The sequence below is a fragment of the Streptomyces sp. NBRC 109706 genome (genome assembly GCF_000974485.1).
GTDB lineage: Bacteria > Actinomycetota > Actinomycetes > Streptomycetales > Streptomycetaceae > Streptomyces.
This window is the reverse complement of record NZ_BBOM01000005.1, coordinates 818,910-833,507: the sequence shown is the minus strand read 5'-3', so window position 1 is coordinate 833,507 and position 14,598 is coordinate 818,910. Positions and strand designations below refer to the sequence as shown.

The window sequence follows — 14,598 nt, the reverse complement described above, 5'->3', positions numbered from 1 at the left end:
CATGTCAGGAGGTCTGTTCGAGCATGGACATCGCACAACGGGTGGCGCGCACCGTGGCACAGCTGGGGATCACCCGCGCCTACGGACTGCCGGGCGAGGACCATATGGCGCTGCTGGACGCCCTCGCCGACGCCGGCATCAGCTACCGGACCGCGTACAACGAGTCCTCGGCCGTCATCATGGCCGCGACGGACGCCCAGTTGACCGGACGCCCGGGCCTGGTCGTCCTGTCGCTGGCGCCCGGCGTGAGCAACGGGATGAACGGCATCCTGCACGCCTATCTGGAGGGCCTGCCCGTCCTGGTGCTGGCCGGTCAACACCCCGCCGGCAAGCTCCCGTTCGTCGTCCGGCAGGGGTTCGACACCGAGCAGATGGTGCGCCCGGCCGCCAAGTGGACCACCCGCGTCCCGGCGGACAGCGACCCGGCGGAGCTGCTGTGCAAGGCCGTCGACATCGCCCTCGACGCCCGCCAGGGGCCGGTCTATGTCGAACTGCCGGACGAGGTGGCCGTCGCGCCCGCGCCCGTCTCGGACCGCGGCGACCGCGCGGCGGCCCTGCTCGCCGCCGAGTTGGACGAAGCGGACCGACGCCGCCCGGTCCTGACCCCCGCCGCCTCGACCCTCGACGAACTCGCCGCGCGCCTCGCCACCGCCGAACACCCCGCGCTGATCGTCGGCGGACGCGGCGCCCCCGTCTCGTCCGAGGTGCTGGCGCGCTTCAGCGAGACCTGCCGCGTCCCGGTGTTCACCACCACCGGACAGAAGGGCGCGCTGGACAGCCGAAGCCCCTACTTCGCCGGAACCCTGCTCAACGGAAACCTGGAGGCGCGGCTCCTGGAACGCGCCGATCTGATCCTCACCGTCGACTTCGAGGCGTACGACGTCTACAACAAGCCCTGGCGCTACACCTGTCCCACCGTCTCGATCTCCCGACGGCCCCTGCTGGAGTGGTTCCAGCCCTTCGACCTGCGCGTGGTCGCCGACCCCGACGCCTGCCTCACGGCACTGACCGAACGGATCGGCGGCGAAGGACCCTCCCGTTTCACCCCGAAGGACATCACCGGCTACCGGGACGACCTCCGCGCCACGCTGCTGGACACCGCGCCCGAAGGGCTCTCGGTGGCCCGCGCGGTGGACGCGGTGCTGCGCGGCTGCGACCGGGAGACGGTGGTGCTGGCCGACGCCGGATTCAGCAAACCGCTGCTCGCCCTGCTCAGCGACACCCACGCCCGAGGCCGCTTCCTCGCCTCAAGTGCGCTGTCCACCATGGGATTCTCCATCCCGGCCGGCATCGCCGCCGCCCACGCCTCGGGCGGGCGGGTGGTCGCCTTCATGGGGGACGGATCGCTGCTGATGCGGGCCACCGAGGTGGCGGCCGCCCAGGGCGCCCCCGTGCCACCGGTCTTTGTCGCGGTGGTCGACCGTTCGCTCTCCCAGATCGAGATCAAGCAGGCCAGGCGCGGGCTGCGCACCGTCGGCGTCGGACTCCCCGAGATCTCCTGCCGCGCCCTGGGCGAGGCGCTGGGCATCCGAGGCCGGGACGCGCACTCGGTGGAGGAGATCGAAACGGCCGTCGCCTCGGCCTGGGACGAGCCAACTCCCCTGCTGCTCGGGGTACATGTGGACCCGTCGACGTCACAGCCGATCTACGACCTGCTGCGGGGCTGAGCCATGGCACCGACCGACGAGGGGGAGACCGTCTACGCCCGCCAGGCGGACGCCGAGGACTTCGCCACCCGCCTGCTGACCGCCCACGCGCTGCCGGACGAGGACGCCAGGACGGTGGCCCGCTGCCTGATCGAGGCCGATCTGCGGGGAGTCGACACCCACGGCCTGGTCCGGCTGCCCGGCTATCTCCGACGGCTGCGCGCCGGACTGGTCAACCCGCGCCCCGAGTTGGCCCCCCACCGCGTCGTCCCCTCGGCCGCCGCGCTGGACGGCCGCGACGGGCTCGGCTTTGTCGTCGCCTCGCGGGCGATGGCCGAGGCGGTTCGCCTCGCCGAGGAGACCGGGATCGGCGTCGTCTCCGTCCGCCGCAGCACCCACTTCGGGATGGCGGCCAGCTATGTGCTGCGGGCCGTCGAGGCCGGCATGGTCGCCCTGGTCTTCACCAACGCCTCCCCGGCGATGCCGCCCTGGGGCGGCCGGCAGCCGCTGCTCGGCACCAGCCCGCTGGCCGCCGGCGCCCCGGGCGGCGAACGGGGCCCCGTGGTGCTCGACATGTCGCCGGCCGTGGTCGCCCGGGGCAAGATCCGGCGGGCCGCGCGGCGGGGCGAGGAGATCCCGCTGGGCTACGCCCTGGACGCCGAGGGAGTGGGCACCACCGATCCGTTGCGCGCCCTTGAGGGCGTGGTCCTCCCCGTCGGCGGGCCCAAGGGCGCGGGGCTCTCGCTGCTGATGGACATCCTCGCCGGGGTGCTCTCCGGCGCCGCCTTCGCCGGCGATGTCGGGGACCAGTACAAGGACTTCGACCGCCCGCAGAACGTCGGTCACCTCTTTCTCGCGCTGCGGCCCGACCTCTTCCTGCCGCTCGACGAGTACCGGCGGCGGATGGATCTCCTGGTCGACCGGGTGCGGTCAACCCCCAGGGCGGCGGGCGTGGAAGCGATCACGCTGCCGGGCGAGCTGGAGGCCGGACGGGCCGCGCACCGCGCGCTGCACGGCATCCCCTACGCGCCGGGCGATCTCGCGCCGCTGCGCGCCGAGGCCGAACGGGCGGGCGTCGCCTGGCTGCCGAACCGGCCCGCCCCGCTGAGTCGCTGACGCTCCGTCACCAGACGCACGACCGCCGGGAAGCGGCGGCACGTTGCCTGTATGCACTTTGGATCTCGAATGACCGGGACCAACCCACGAAGAAGGGCAAGGAACACATGAAGGAGTCAACGGGCCACAGCGGGCCCGGTGTTGACGTGGACGTCGACGTGATCGTGGTCGGCGCCGGGAACGCGGGCCTCTGCGCCGCCCATGCCGCGCGGGAGCGGGGCGCCTCCGTCACCGTCCTGGAGAAGGCCGCCGCCGAGACGGCCGGCGGGAACTCCTACTACACCGCCGGCGCCTTCCGGGTGCCGCACGGCGGCCTCGACGATCTGCTGCCCCTGGTCGACGAGGAGAGCCGAGCCCGGGCGCCCCGCACCGTGCTGCCCCCCTATACGACCGACGAGTTCCACCGCGACCTCGCCCGGCTCACCGACGGACGCAACGATCCCGAGCTGAGCGCGGCCCTGGTCGACGGGAGTAGGGACATCCTCGGCTGGCTCGCCGGGCACGGGATCCGCTGGCAGCTGCTCTACGACCGGCAGACCTATCTCCGCGACGACCGGTGGGTCTTCTTCGGCGGGCTCAACGTGGGCACCGTTGACGGCGGCAAGGGGCTGATCGCCCAACACACCGGCGCCGCCGTCGCGTCTGGCGTCACCATCGAGTACCAGGCGAAGGTCGTCGACCTGCTCCGCGACGGCGACGCCGTCACGGGCGTGGTGTACACCGACGCGGCCGGAGCCGAGCGGCGGCTGCGCGCCCGCTCCGTCGTCCTCGCCGCCGGCGGCTTCCAGGCCAGCGTGGAACGCCGCGTCCGCTACCTGGGGGAGAAGTGGTCGCACGCGCTGCTGCGCGGCAACCCCGCGAGCACCGGCGAGATCCTGGACCTCGCGCTGGCCGCCGGCGCGGCCCCCTACGGCGACTGGTCCACCTGCCACAGCGTGCAGTGGGACGCCGGCGCCGCGTCGGACGGCGGCGAGCGTTCGTTGACCAACCAGCTGACCAGGCAGAGCTATCCGGTCGGCATCGTGGTGAACGCGGCGGGCCGCCGGTTCATCGACGAGGGGGCCGACTTCCGCAACTACACCTATGCGAAGTACGGGCGCGAGGTGCTGGAGCAGCCGGGACATATCGCCTTCCAGATATTCGACGCCAAGAGCCGGCCGCTGCTGCGCACCCTGGAGTACGACAGCAGCCCCATCACCGAGTTCGTCGCCGACAGCCTGGAGGAACTGGCCACGGCCATGGGCGTCGACCCGGAGGGGCTGCGCGCGGAGACGGAACGTTTCAACGAGGCGATCGACACCTCGCGCCCGTTCGACCCCTCGGTCAAGGACGAACGCCGGGCGGACGTCATTCCGCCAAAATCGCATTGGGCGCTCGAACTCAACAGCCCCCCGTTCTACGGTTATCCCGTACGCTGCGGAATCACCTTCACCTTCGGCGGTCTGCGGATCGACCCCGAATCGGCGCGGGTGCTCACCGAGGAAGCGGTGCCGATCCCCGGACTGTTCGCCGCCGGGGAGCTGGTGGGCGGGGTGTTCTGGGGCAACTATCCGGGGGGCTCGGGGCTGACCCTCGGTTCCGTTTTCGGCCGCAGCGCGGGTTACGCTGCCGCCGGGTCGTAGGGGGCGCGCCCGCCCTCGATTCTTTGGATACACTTCGCATACAGGTGTCCGGCCGGCGTCGCGGTTGCGAAGCCGCAGGGGAAACGTGGAGGGCCTCATGGCGGTCGTGTCCGCGAAGGAGTTCAGATGAGCGACCAGCCCGACTCGTCCGCACTGGAGGTGCTTCGGAGATACGCCGTCGGCCGCCCCCAACGGGGGCGTACCACCGAAGCCGTCTCCGAGGCGCTGCGCGAGGCCATTCTCGACGGCGCGCTCGCGCCGTCGACATGGCTGCGGGAGGACGAGGTCGCCGCGGTCCTGGAGGTCAGCCGCACCCCCGTCCGCGAGGCGCTGCGCCGGGTGGCCGACGAGGGGTTGGCCGTCAAGGTCGCCCACCACGGCACGGTCGTCGCGCCGATGAAGCTGGAGGACATCCTGGCCCTCTATGTGGTCAGGGAGAACCTGGAGGGAATGGCCACCCGGCTGGCCACCATTCACCAACAGCCGGGGCTGATCGCCGATCTGGAATCACTGCAGGAGCAGATGACCGCTCTGGTGAACCAGTCGGAACAGGTGGCCCCGGACGCCGCGAAGAGAATCGCCGCACTCAACCTGAAGTTCCACGGGCGCATCAGGGAATCGTGCGGAAACCTCTATCTCGACCGTTTCCTCTTCCAGGTGGAACAGGCCGTCCGCCGCCTCCAACCCACCAGCTTCTCGGCGCCCGGCCGCGCACAGCGAGCCCTCGACGAGCACATCGCCATCATCAAGGCCATCAAGATCGGCGACCCGGCGGAGGCGGAGAAAAGCGCCAAGGAACACATGCGCAACGCCCGCGAGATCAGACTCTCGATGCTCCTCGGCTGACCGCCGCCGGCTGCGCCGCCTCGGCGGCTCGGCGGCGGCCCACCGCGCCGGCCCGCGCGGGGCCCCCGACACGGCGGGCCCATGTGGTGCCCGGCTCAACCGGCCGGGGAACTCTCCTCGGGCTGCGCTTCCGTGAAGGGGGCCTGGTTGAGAAGCCTGATGAGCTTCTTCAACTCGTTGCCCCGGCACGCGCCCAGCTCGACCATGACCGAGTCGTTGTGGTCCGACCACGTGTCCCGGTAGCGGGATTCCACCCCGATGTCGGTCAACGTGATGCCGTGCCGCCGCACGGCCTTCTCCGTCTCGGCGACCAGCTGGGGGGTGCCTCAGGGCCTGGGTGTGGGTTTTGCCGCGGGTTCGTTGCTTGTCGTAGTAGGTGCGGGGTGTCGCGTGCATCCGCTGTTGTTGCCGGTCCTCGCCGTGCAGGGCCTGCGTGGCTCCTCCGGGCTCCTCCGCCCGGTCAGTCGGGTGCCCTGTACCTCGCGAGCATGGCACGGGCGCTGAGGTCTCCTCAAGGCGGTCCCGGGCGATGCCGGAGCCGGTCTCCGGCCGGAGTGAGTGGGAGTGCCGGGCGAATCCGGCCGTGGATCGTCCCGGCCCGAACGGGCAGCCAACGGGCCCTCGCTGCCCGAATGTCGAGGTCGCGCGCCCGAACTTGCGTGGACTGACGGGGCTCCAGAGAATTCAGAGGTTCTCTTGAGCTCAGTTCAGCCCCAACTCTTCTATAAATGAACTTCCGCAACTCAACGGAAACTTCGGCGGGTTCGACGCGACATAGCCTCAGAAGCCCCTTCCAGTGCGCCGTTGGAGCAGCAGCGATGTCCCACGCCCAATCGCCTCACCACCCTCTTCCCCGGCCGGCCGCCCTGCCACCGGCGCCGGTCGGCCGGCCGGTGGCCCGTGCCCACCCGAGACTCCCGGCGGCCGAGCGGTACCGCGACCGGCTGCTCCGGTACGTCAGACGTCTGACGGCCGGCGATCCGCACCGCGCCGAGGACATCGTCCAGGAGACGATGCTGCGCGCCTGGCTGGCCGCCGAGGAGTTCAGCGGGGAGTTCGCCGGCAAGCCGGAACCCTCCCGGAACGACGACCGGCTCGCCGCCTGGCTGCATGTCGTCGCCCGCAACCTCGCCTTCGACGCCCACCGCCGCGAGCGGAGCGTTCCGGCCGGCATCATGCCCACCGGTCTGCTCGGACAGGCCGACGAGGGCGTCGACGTGGCCGAGGCCGTCGTCAACCGGGTGGCGGTCACCCGGGCGTTGGCCGGCCTCAGCCCGCTCCACCGCGACGTGCTGGTCCACGTCCACCTGTGCGACCACTCCCGCGCCGACACCGCACGCCTCCTGGGGATACCCCGGGGGACCGTCAAATCCAGGGCGCACTACGCCCTGTCCGCCCTGCGAAGGGAGTTCCCGGCAGCATGAGGTCAGCCGATCCACTGGAGTTCCTGAGCCGGCACCGGGAGACCATCTTCCGGATCCTCGGCATCGTCGCGGTGCTGTTGGTGATCTTCCTGATCATCCGCGCCGTGGCCATGCGGATGGGCGGCTGGAAGGCGGCCAGGGACCGTGTGCGCCGCGAGTGCGCCATCACCGCGCACGCCTTCGCCGCGCCGGTGCGGTCCTGGCTGCGGTACCGGCGCTCGCTGCGGGTGCTGGTCCACGGGCTGCGCGCCCCCGCGACCTGGCGCGACGCCGAACGGGCCCTGGCCGCCGCCCGGCAGGCCGCGGGCCCCGAGGGCGCCCGGCCGTACGCGGTGCTGGTCGCCGGCCACACCGTGACCGTCCTCCTCGCCGGCCGGCGGATACCGCCTCCCGGGGCCGACCCCTGGTGGGTCGCCGACGACGACGAGACCGACCACTGGAGCGCGGAACGCGCCGATCTGCCGCCGGTGGTGCCGGTGCCCGACCAGGAGTATCCGGTGCTGGTCGCGGTCGGCGAGGTGGGCGGCTGGTGCGCGTTCCTCGACCTGGCCGTCGGGCCGCCGATGGTCTGCGTCGACGGGGAGCGGCGCGCCGCCACCGCCCTGCACCAGGCTGTCGCGGCGCAGTTGGACGTGCGGCTGCCGAAGGACACGGTGGTGGTGGCCGAGGGGGTGCACCGGGCGTTCGAGGGGCCGCCGATCCGCACCGCCTACCGCGCCGCCGCCCGGCTCGGGCCCCGCTCCGGGCTCGCCCCGTTCCTGGTCGGCGCCGAGCTGCCGGCCCCGATGCCCCCCGAACTGGTCGCGCCGCCCGCGGAGTTCCCCGGGCTGCGACTGCTGCTGCTGGGGGAGGGCCGCGGCTACACGCGCACCCTGCTGAATGACCGGACGGGGCAGATCCAGCTGGTCGGGACGCCCCTGGTGGCCGAGGGCAACGCGCTCAGCCGCGCCATCGCCCGGGTGCTGCCGCTGATCCCGCCCGTGCTGCCGCCCGATCTCGGTGGCGACGCCTCCAGCACCGCCCGCGTCTTCGCCGAGCTGGACGACGAACTCGACGCCGAGCTGGACGGGGAACTGCCCGGCGAGGACGCCGTGCGGCGGCCCGCCGCCCCGCCCGTCGCCCTCGTCCCTGGACCGCCTTCCCCCGAGCGCGAGGACGAGCCGGAGCCCGTGAGCGCGCCGAGGGCCGACGTCGACGAGGGGGAGGCGCCCGTGCCTTCCCTCAGCCCAGGGCGCCCCTGACCGCCGCGCATCCCCCCGTCCCTGACACCCGTTGGACTGCTCGTGAAGCTCACCGTGACCACCGCCGACTCCCAGGGGCGGCGCACGGACCATCTGCTGGACCTGCCGGGCGACACCACCGTCGGCGAACTCGCCGCCGCGCTGGGCACACCCCGTCTCTACCTCGGTGAGGAGGCGCTGGACTCCGGGACGCCGCTGGGCGCCGGCGGCGTCCGCGACGGCATGGTGCTCGGCCTGGACGGCCCGGCGCCGCCCGGCCCCGACGCCGCACGGGCCTGGCAACCCCCGGGCTCCGACCCGGTGTTGCTGGAGCTGCGGCATGTCTCGGGCCCGGGAGCCGGGCAGGTGTGGCTACTCGGCCCCGGCAGCCACGAGGTGGGCACCGACCGTCGCTGCTCGCTCCGCCTCCCCTCACCCGACGGCGAAGCGCCGGGCCCCGTGGCGGACTTGGAGGAGGGGGAGGAGGACCCCGGCACCCCTGAGTCCGGCACGTGGATCATCGTGCACACGGACGGCTCGGTGCGGTTCCGGCTCCCGGCGGACGCCGACCCGCTCCGGTGCGGCCTGCGCAGCCTCACCCCGCCGCCGCCCGTGGACCCGGAGACCGGTACGCCGCTCACCGACGAGGAGCCAGCGGGGCCGAGGGACGGCGGGCCCGGCGGCCACAGCGCCGAACCTCCGCCGGCGGGCCCCGACGGGCTGCCCCTGGAGCCGCCGCTGCCGCCCCCCGGGTACCGCCCGCCGCCGGACGACGGCTCCCACGACTGGCCCGCCTTCGCCGACCTCGCCCTCGGTGACCATCTGCTGCGGCTGGCGCCCAGGTTCGAGCCCGATGCCGCCGTCCGACCCGCCGCAGACGGGCTCACCATCGAGTACAGCCGTCCGCCGCGCATCCTGCCGCACCTGGACGCCGAGAACCTCAACCTGCCGGCACCCCCACCGCCGCCGGGGCCACGGCCGTTCCCGTTCATGCTGATGATCTCCCCCATGGTCATGGGCTTCGCCATGGTGGCGCTCTTCCGCTCCTTCTACTTCCTGATCCTCATCCTGTTCACCCCGCTGATGGCGGTGGGCAACTGGTTGATGGGGCGCCGGGGCAACCGCAAGCAACACGCGGAACAGCTGCGCAGGTTCCGGCTGCGCCGGGCCGCCCTGGAGCGGGAGATGCGCCGCGCGACGGTGGAGGAACGCCGGCAGCGGAACACCGCTTCGCCCGATCCCGCGTCCCTTCTGCTCACCGTCAGGGGCCCGGGCCACCAGCTGTGGGAACGGCGCCGCCACCACGGGGACTATCTGACCCTGCGCCTCGGCGTGGTGAACCGCGCCTCGCTCAAACGCATCAGCGACCAGGCCAGGGAGAGCAACCACCGGCAGGTGCACTGGCGGCTGTCCGACGTGCCCATCGGCGCCGAGCTACCGATGCTCGGCGTCATCGGCCTCACCGGCACCCCCGACACCGTGCGGGCCGTGGCTCGTTGGGCCATCATCCAGTCCGCCGTCCTGCACAGCCCCCGCGACCTGCGGATCGTCGTGCTCACCGACGAGGAGCACCTTGCCGACTGGGCCTGGGTGCGCTGGCTCCAGCATCTGCGCCCCGCCCGCGCCGGCGCCGCGACGACGCCGCTCGTCGCGCTGGGCCGCGACCCGGCGTCCACCCGCCAGCGCGTCGGCGAGCTCTACGCGGACCTCCAGTCCCGCGCGGCGGTCTCCGGGAAGTCCACGGGCGACGCGGCCGTCGCCCCGGGGGAGCCGGACATCCTGGTCGTCCTGGACGGCGCCTACCGGCTGCGCGAGGTGCCGGGGATGATCGGCGTCCTCACCCAGGGCCCGCCCCTGCGGATCTACAGTATCTGCCTGGACGAACGCGAGTCGCTGCTCCCCGAGGAGTGCACCTCGGTCGTCACCGCGAAAGGCAACCAGCTGACGATGCGCGTCTCGGGGGCCCCCGCCGTCTCGGGTATCCGCGCCGACCAGGTCACCCCCGAATGGTGCGAGGGGACCGCCCGCGCGCTGGCGCCGCTGCGCGATGTCACCGTGGAGGTCGAGGCCGGGATCCCCGCCGAGGTGCGGCTGCTGCCGCTGCTCGGCCAGGAGCCGCCGGACCCGGCCGCCCTGGTGCGGGCGTGGCAACGCCAGCCCGCCAGCACGGCGTTCCCCGTCGGCGCGGGACACGACGGCACCGCCCAGCTCGACCTGGTGGCGGACGGGCCGCACGCCCTGATCGGCGGCACCACGGGGTCGGGCAAGTCGGAGCTGCTCCAGACGATGATCGCCTCGCTGGCCGCGGTGAACCGGCCCGACGAGCTGACGTTCGTGCTCATCGACTACAAGGGCGGCAGCGCGTTCCGCGAGTGCGCCGAACTCCCCCACACCCTGGGGATGATCACCGACCTCGACGGGCATCTGGTGGAGCGCGCGCTGGCCTCGCTGGACGCCGAGCTGCGCCGCCGCGAGCAGCTGCTGGCCGATGTGGAGGTGAAGGATCACAAGGAGTACCGGGCCAAACGCGCCCGCGAGCCCGAACTGCCGGCGCTGCCCAGGCTGTTGCTGATCATCGACGAGTTCGCCACGCTGGTGCGGGAGCAGGTGGAGTTCGTGCCGGGTCTGGTCAGCCTCGCGCAGCGGGGCCGCTCCCTGGGCCTGCACCTGGTGCTGGCCACGCAGCGTCCGGCGGGCGCCGTCTCCAACGAGATCCGCGCCAACACCAACCTCCGGGTCGCCCTGCGCGTCACCGACCGGATGGAGAGCACGGACATCATCAACGCGCCGACGGCGGCGGCGATCTCCCCCGCCACCCCCGGCCGGGCCCTGGTCCGCCGAGGCGACGGGCCCCCGATGCCGTTCCAGACGGCCTGGGTCGGCGCCGAACGGCCCGACGAGAACCCGGACGCGCCGGGCGCCAGGACCGTGCCGCGCACCGTGCGGGGCGTGGAGCTGAGCCCGGAGCGGCTCGGCCATCCGCTGCCGGCGGCCAGGGTCATCCACGAGGGCGGCGATCCGATCGCGGACGCGGCGAACCCCGAGGAGCCGGACGAACCGGCTGAACCGGCCGAGGGGGAAGGGGACGAGAAGGACGGGGCGCCGGTCGACCCCGCCACTGATCTGAGCGTGCTGGTGGCGACCGTGCGGGCGGCGACGGAGGCCCTGGAGGACTTCGAGACCCAGCCCAGGCCCTGGCTGCCGCCGTTGCCGGAGGAGTTGCCGCTCACCGGCCCCGAGCAGGACCCGCACCCCGGGGCCGCCGCGCTGCCGCCGGTGCCCTACATCCTCTTCGACGTGCCGAGCCGGCAGGAACAGCGGCTCGGGCACATCGAGTTCGGCACCTTCGGCCATCTCTACGTGATCGGCGCGCCGCGCTCGGGGCGCACCCAGACGCTGCGCACCATCGCGGGCTCGGCCGCCCTGCACCTGACCACCGACCAGCTGCACGTCTACGGCATCGACGCGGCCGGCGGCGGCCTGGCGCCGCTTGAGGCCCTGCCGCACTGCGGCGCCGTGGTGCCCCGGCACGACGGCGAGCGCCTTGAGCGGCTGGTGCGCCGGCTGGTCACGGAGCTGACCGACCGCCAGCAGGTCATCGCCCGCCAGGGCGTGACCTCCCTGCCGGAGGCGCGGGCCCGGCTGCCCAGGGAGGAACGCCCGCCGCATCTGCTGCTGTTGATCGACGGCTGGGACGCCCTGGTGACCCAGTGGGAGAAGCAGGACGGCGGCCGGCTCACCGAGGAGTTGCTGCGGTTGCTGCGGGAGGGAGCCACGGCCGGCGTCCATGTGATCGCCACCTCGGAGCGGATGCTGCTCGGCGGCCGGCCGGGGCAGCACAACGACCGGCGCTTGCTGCTGCGTCAGTCCGACCGGATGGACTACGCCATCGTCGGCGTCAACCGCCGTGCGGTGCCGGAGCAGGTGCCGGCCGGGCGGGGCTGGGCGACGCCTGGCGCCGTCGAGGGACATATCCTCACCCTGCCGCTCTCGGCCCTCGCCAAGGGCGGCGACCAGGCCGACGTGGTGCGGGCCATCGGGCGGCAGGCGACGATCAGGGACGGCGGAGTGGCGGACGAGCTGCGCCCGTTCAGCGTGGCGGCGCTCCCCGAGGCGATCGGCTTCCAGGAGGCCGCCGACCAGATCGACGAGGCGGCCCGCCGCCCGCTGTGGGCGCTGCTCGGGGTTGGGGGCGACACCGGCGGGGCGCTGGGCCACGACTTCGCCACCGGCTCCGGGTCCTTCCTGGTGGTGGGCCCGCCGCACAGCGGGCGTTCCACCACGCTTGCCGCGATGTGCGTCTCGCTGGTGACCGGCGGCACCTCGCTGGTGGTGCTGACGCCCAGGGAGTCGCCGCTGCGGCGGCTCGCCGCGCACGGTCTGGCGCGGGTGATCGACGAGGTCGATCCGGATCCCGAGGCGTTGGAGGCGGCGCTGGCCGCCCTTGCGGGCCGGCCCACCGTGGTGGTGGTCGACGACGCCGAACTGCTGGTGAACACCCGGGTTGACGGTCCGCTGCGGAAGGTCGCCTCGGCCGGCCGGGACCGGGGCCTCGGGCTGTTGTTGGCCGGGCCGGCCGACGGCATGTCCAGCCTGGGCTGGATCGGCATCGCCCGTCGGGGCCGGCGCGGGCTGCTGCTGGCGCCCAAGGCCCTGAACGAGGGCGAGTTGATCGGCGCCCGGTTGACGCCCGACCACCTGCGTCCCGCGGCCGTTCCCGGCCGTGCCTGGACGGCTGACCCCGCCGGCCGGCTGCTGGCGGTGCAGGTGCCGCTGACCGTGCTCCAGTGAGACGGGCCCCTGGCACGGCGCCGCTTCGGCACCGTGCCAGGGGCGTGGTCAGCCCTGGGTGATCGAGCTGCGGTCCTCGTTCCAGGTGATGGGCGTGCCGCCCAGATCACCGCCGGGCGGTCCCCAGGTCGGCGCGTCGGGAGTGTCGGTCTCCACCTCATCGGCGGTGAGTTCGAGACCACCCTCGCCGTCGATGCTGGAGAGCGTCGCGGCGAAGAGCGCGGAGTCGTTGCTCTTGAAGGCGTCGTTGATGCCGGTGAACAGATTGGCCCAGTTCTGGATGTTGCTGGCCGCCATCTGCATGGACCTGCTGAACTCCTCGTAGGCGGTCTTCAGCGCGGGACTGGCCTGTTCCAGGTAGAGGCCGTTGTCGAGCAGCGTGCCCACCTTGGAGAGAAGCGAGTAGATCTCCGGCACGATGATGTTGCACTGCGCGCTGAGCTTGCTCGATGTCTCGGCGATGCCGGCGTAGTCGGCTGAGATGTCTGGCATGCCCGCCTCACTTCGGGTTGCGGATGTTCTCCGCGTACTGCTGGTCGAAGTCGATCATGCCGTCCTTGATGTCCACGAACTGCTTCGCGAAGCCCTCGATCGCCTCGCACAGCTGCTGGAGCTGCTCGTGGAGCAGGTTGTACTGGTCGGTGATCGCCGCGTTGGTCTCCGGCAGGACCAGGGAGCTGCCCAGGGCGTCGTCGATCGCCGCCTTGGCCGCGTCGACGGCCGGCTCGATGGTGTTGGTCCTGGAGTTGTTCATCGCGGACGCCGCTTCGTCCACGTCCTCGTAGGTGATGCTGATGTTGGGCATGAGGGCTCACTTCCTGTCGTGGCTGGCTGCTGGTGGTGTGCGGGCCGGGGCCGCTGGGGAGGGGCTCAGTCCTCTACCTCCTCCCAGTCCGACTCCCACTTCTTGTCGTCCGGACCGTTCTTGGGGTCCCTGGTGTACTCCGTGACCGTGACCTCCTCGTCGCCGTCGTCGTCCGTGGTGGTCGTGGTCACCTTCTGGGTGCCGGAGCCGTCGTCCTCGATGGTGTACTCGGCCACGCTCTCGGTGCCGTCGGGGCCGATGGTGGTGACCGTGTAGTCGCGGCGGTCGAAGGTGTCGTCGTCGTCCTCCGGGCCGCTCGGGTCGGGCGGGCCCTCGTACTCGACCGTCGTGGTGACCGTCCTGCCGTCCGAGGTCTCGATGACGGTCTTCTCCTCGGTGACGTTGTACTCGTCGTCGTAAGTGAGGTACACGTCGACGCTGCTGCCGTCGTCATCGGTGATCTGGACACGGCTCGGCGGGTGCTCCGGCGGCTTGTCGGGCTCGGGGCCGGGCCACGGCGGCCGGCCGTCGCCCAGGTCCTCCTGCCACCGCTCGCACCAGCCCGGGGGGTCGTCCACCGAGCAGACCTCCGCCGGGTCGGCGTCCGGGTGCTCGGCGAAGTAGTCGCCGGCGCCGATCTCCTCGGCGTAGTCGTCCCAGGTCTCCTTCTTCTCCTCCCAGTCCGAGTACGCCTCGCGCTCCCCGAGCCACTTGTCCAGCTCCGAGTAGCCGGTCATGGTCATGGCGCCGGCGGCGATCCCGGCGTCCTGCTCCAGCAGCACGTCGGCGACCCCGCCGAACATGTCGCCGAACTGCTTCAACTTGTCCTTGCCGTCGTTGATCCGTGTCTTGGACAGGCCGTAGAAGACCTGGAACTGGTACGAGAGGTTGTAGTTGCCGAAGATCGACTGGTTGGAGCTGGCGGTCCCGTCGCCGATCTCCTGCCACGCGTCCGCGCCGCCTGCCGAGTCGGCCCGGTCCGCCAGCTCGTGCAAGCCCCGCTTCATGGCGTAGAGCTTGTCGTAGTCCATGGCGAAGTCGGCCATCGCGCCTCCCTCCACTGCCGGTTGTCGAACGCCCCTGCCCGGGCGCGTCTCCACCCCCTCCACGCACCAGCCCGGCGGAAGG

The 14,598-nt window shown here is 72.5% G+C and carries 11 protein-coding genes; 7 read left to right on the top strand and 4 right to left on the bottom strand.

Going from position 1 to position 14,598, the window contains the following annotated elements:
* Positions 1-23 precede the first annotated feature (23 nt).
* From AOM46_RS08650 to AOM46_RS08635, 4 genes are all read left to right on the top strand, one after another.
* Entirely contained in the window at positions 24-1,667 is a 1,644-nt protein-coding gene (locus tag AOM46_RS08650; protein WP_062207644.1) for a thiamine pyrophosphate-binding protein, read from the top strand.
* Positions 1,668-1,670: 3 nt separating this feature from the next.
* Entirely contained in the window at positions 1,671-2,762 is a 1,092-nt protein-coding gene (locus AOM46_RS08645; RefSeq protein WP_062207643.1) for an Ldh family oxidoreductase, read from the top strand.
* 107 nt (positions 2,763-2,869) lie between these two features.
* Complete coding sequence (tcuA, locus tag AOM46_RS08640; protein ID WP_062207642.1) at positions 2,870-4,384, top strand: FAD-dependent tricarballylate dehydrogenase TcuA; 1,515 nt, start codon at positions 2,870-2,872, stop codon at positions 4,382-4,384.
* A 126-nt stretch (positions 4,385-4,510) separates the two neighbouring features.
* Positions 4,511-5,230: a GntR family transcriptional regulator gene (locus AOM46_RS08635; protein ID WP_062207640.1), complete on the top strand. Its 720-nt coding sequence runs from the start codon at positions 4,511-4,513 to the stop codon at positions 5,228-5,230.
* Between the two features lie 95 nt (positions 5,231-5,325).
* Here the strand turns inward: AOM46_RS08635 and AOM46_RS08630 are convergent, their stop codons facing one another.
* Positions 5,326-5,520, bottom strand: a complete 195-nt coding sequence (locus AOM46_RS08630; protein WP_062207638.1) for a hypothetical protein — start codon at positions 5,518-5,520, stop codon at positions 5,326-5,328.
* Between the two features lie 528 nt (positions 5,521-6,048).
* Between AOM46_RS08630 and AOM46_RS08625 the strand changes: the two genes are divergently transcribed.
* Genes AOM46_RS08625 through AOM46_RS08615 form a run of 3 tightly spaced genes read left to right on the top strand, consistent with a single transcriptional unit; the run spans position 6,049 to position 12,665 of the window.
* Positions 6,049-6,654 carry a sigma-70 family RNA polymerase sigma factor gene (locus AOM46_RS08625; RefSeq protein ID WP_078856613.1) on the top strand — a complete coding sequence of 202 codons (606 nt, stop codon included), beginning with the start codon at positions 6,049-6,051 and terminating at the stop codon, positions 6,652-6,654.
* On the top strand, positions 6,651-7,895 hold the full coding sequence (locus tag AOM46_RS08620; protein WP_062207636.1) for a hypothetical protein: 1,245 nt from the start codon (positions 6,651-6,653) through the stop codon (positions 7,893-7,895). Before AOM46_RS08625 ends, AOM46_RS08620 begins: the two co-directional genes overlap by 4 nt.
* Before the next feature lie 42 nt (positions 7,896-7,937).
* Positions 7,938-12,665: an FtsK/SpoIIIE domain-containing protein gene (locus AOM46_RS08615; protein ID WP_199823935.1), complete on the top strand. Its 4,728-nt coding sequence runs from the start codon at positions 7,938-7,940 to the stop codon at positions 12,663-12,665.
* A gap of 48 nt (positions 12,666-12,713) precedes the next feature.
* On the opposite strand, the gene AOM46_RS08610 is transcribed toward AOM46_RS08615, so the two are convergent.
* The 3 genes from AOM46_RS08610 to AOM46_RS08600 form a co-directional block, all read right to left on the bottom strand.
* On the bottom strand, positions 12,714-13,157 hold the full coding sequence (locus tag AOM46_RS08610) for a hypothetical protein (RefSeq protein WP_062207632.1): 444 nt from the start codon (positions 13,155-13,157) through the stop codon (positions 12,714-12,716).
* Positions 13,158-13,164: 7 nt separating this feature from the next.
* Positions 13,165-13,470: a hypothetical protein gene (locus tag AOM46_RS08605; RefSeq protein ID WP_062207630.1), complete on the bottom strand. Its 306-nt coding sequence runs from the start codon at positions 13,468-13,470 to the stop codon at positions 13,165-13,167.
* 65 nt (positions 13,471-13,535) lie between these two features.
* Entirely contained in the window at positions 13,536-14,516 is a 981-nt protein-coding gene (locus tag AOM46_RS08600) for a hypothetical protein (RefSeq protein ID WP_062207628.1), read from the bottom strand.
* Positions 14,517-14,598 lie beyond the last annotated feature (82 nt).

What these genes read in the sequence shown, in the direction of transcription:
- AOM46_RS08650 (WP_062207644.1), top strand. Translation starts at nt 24, where the DNA reads ATGGACATCGCACAACGGGTGGCGCGCACCGTGGCACAGCTGGGGATC.
- AOM46_RS08645 (WP_062207643.1), top strand. Translation starts at nt 1,671, where the DNA reads ATGGCACCGACCGACGAGGGGGAGACCGTCTACGCCCGCCAGGCGGAC.
- tcuA (WP_062207642.1), top strand. Translation starts at nt 2,870, where the DNA reads ATGAAGGAGTCAACGGGCCACAGCGGGCCCGGTGTTGACGTGGACGTC.
- AOM46_RS08635 (WP_062207640.1), top strand. Translation starts at nt 4,511, where the DNA reads ATGAGCGACCAGCCCGACTCGTCCGCACTGGAGGTGCTTCGGAGATAC.
- AOM46_RS08625 (WP_078856613.1), top strand. Translation starts at nt 6,049, where the DNA reads ATGTCCCACGCCCAATCGCCTCACCACCCTCTTCCCCGGCCGGCCGCC.
- AOM46_RS08620 (WP_062207636.1), top strand. Translation starts at nt 6,651, where the DNA reads ATGAGGTCAGCCGATCCACTGGAGTTCCTGAGCCGGCACCGGGAGACC.
- AOM46_RS08610 (WP_062207632.1), bottom strand. Translation starts at nt 13,157, where the DNA reads ATGCCAGACATCTCAGCCGACTACGCCGGCATCGCCGAGACATCGAGC.
- AOM46_RS08605 (WP_062207630.1), bottom strand. Translation starts at nt 13,470, where the DNA reads ATGCCCAACATCAGCATCACCTACGAGGACGTGGACGAAGCGGCGTCC.
- AOM46_RS08600 (WP_062207628.1), bottom strand. Translation starts at nt 14,516, where the DNA reads ATGGCCGACTTCGCCATGGACTACGACAAGCTCTACGCCATGAAGCGG.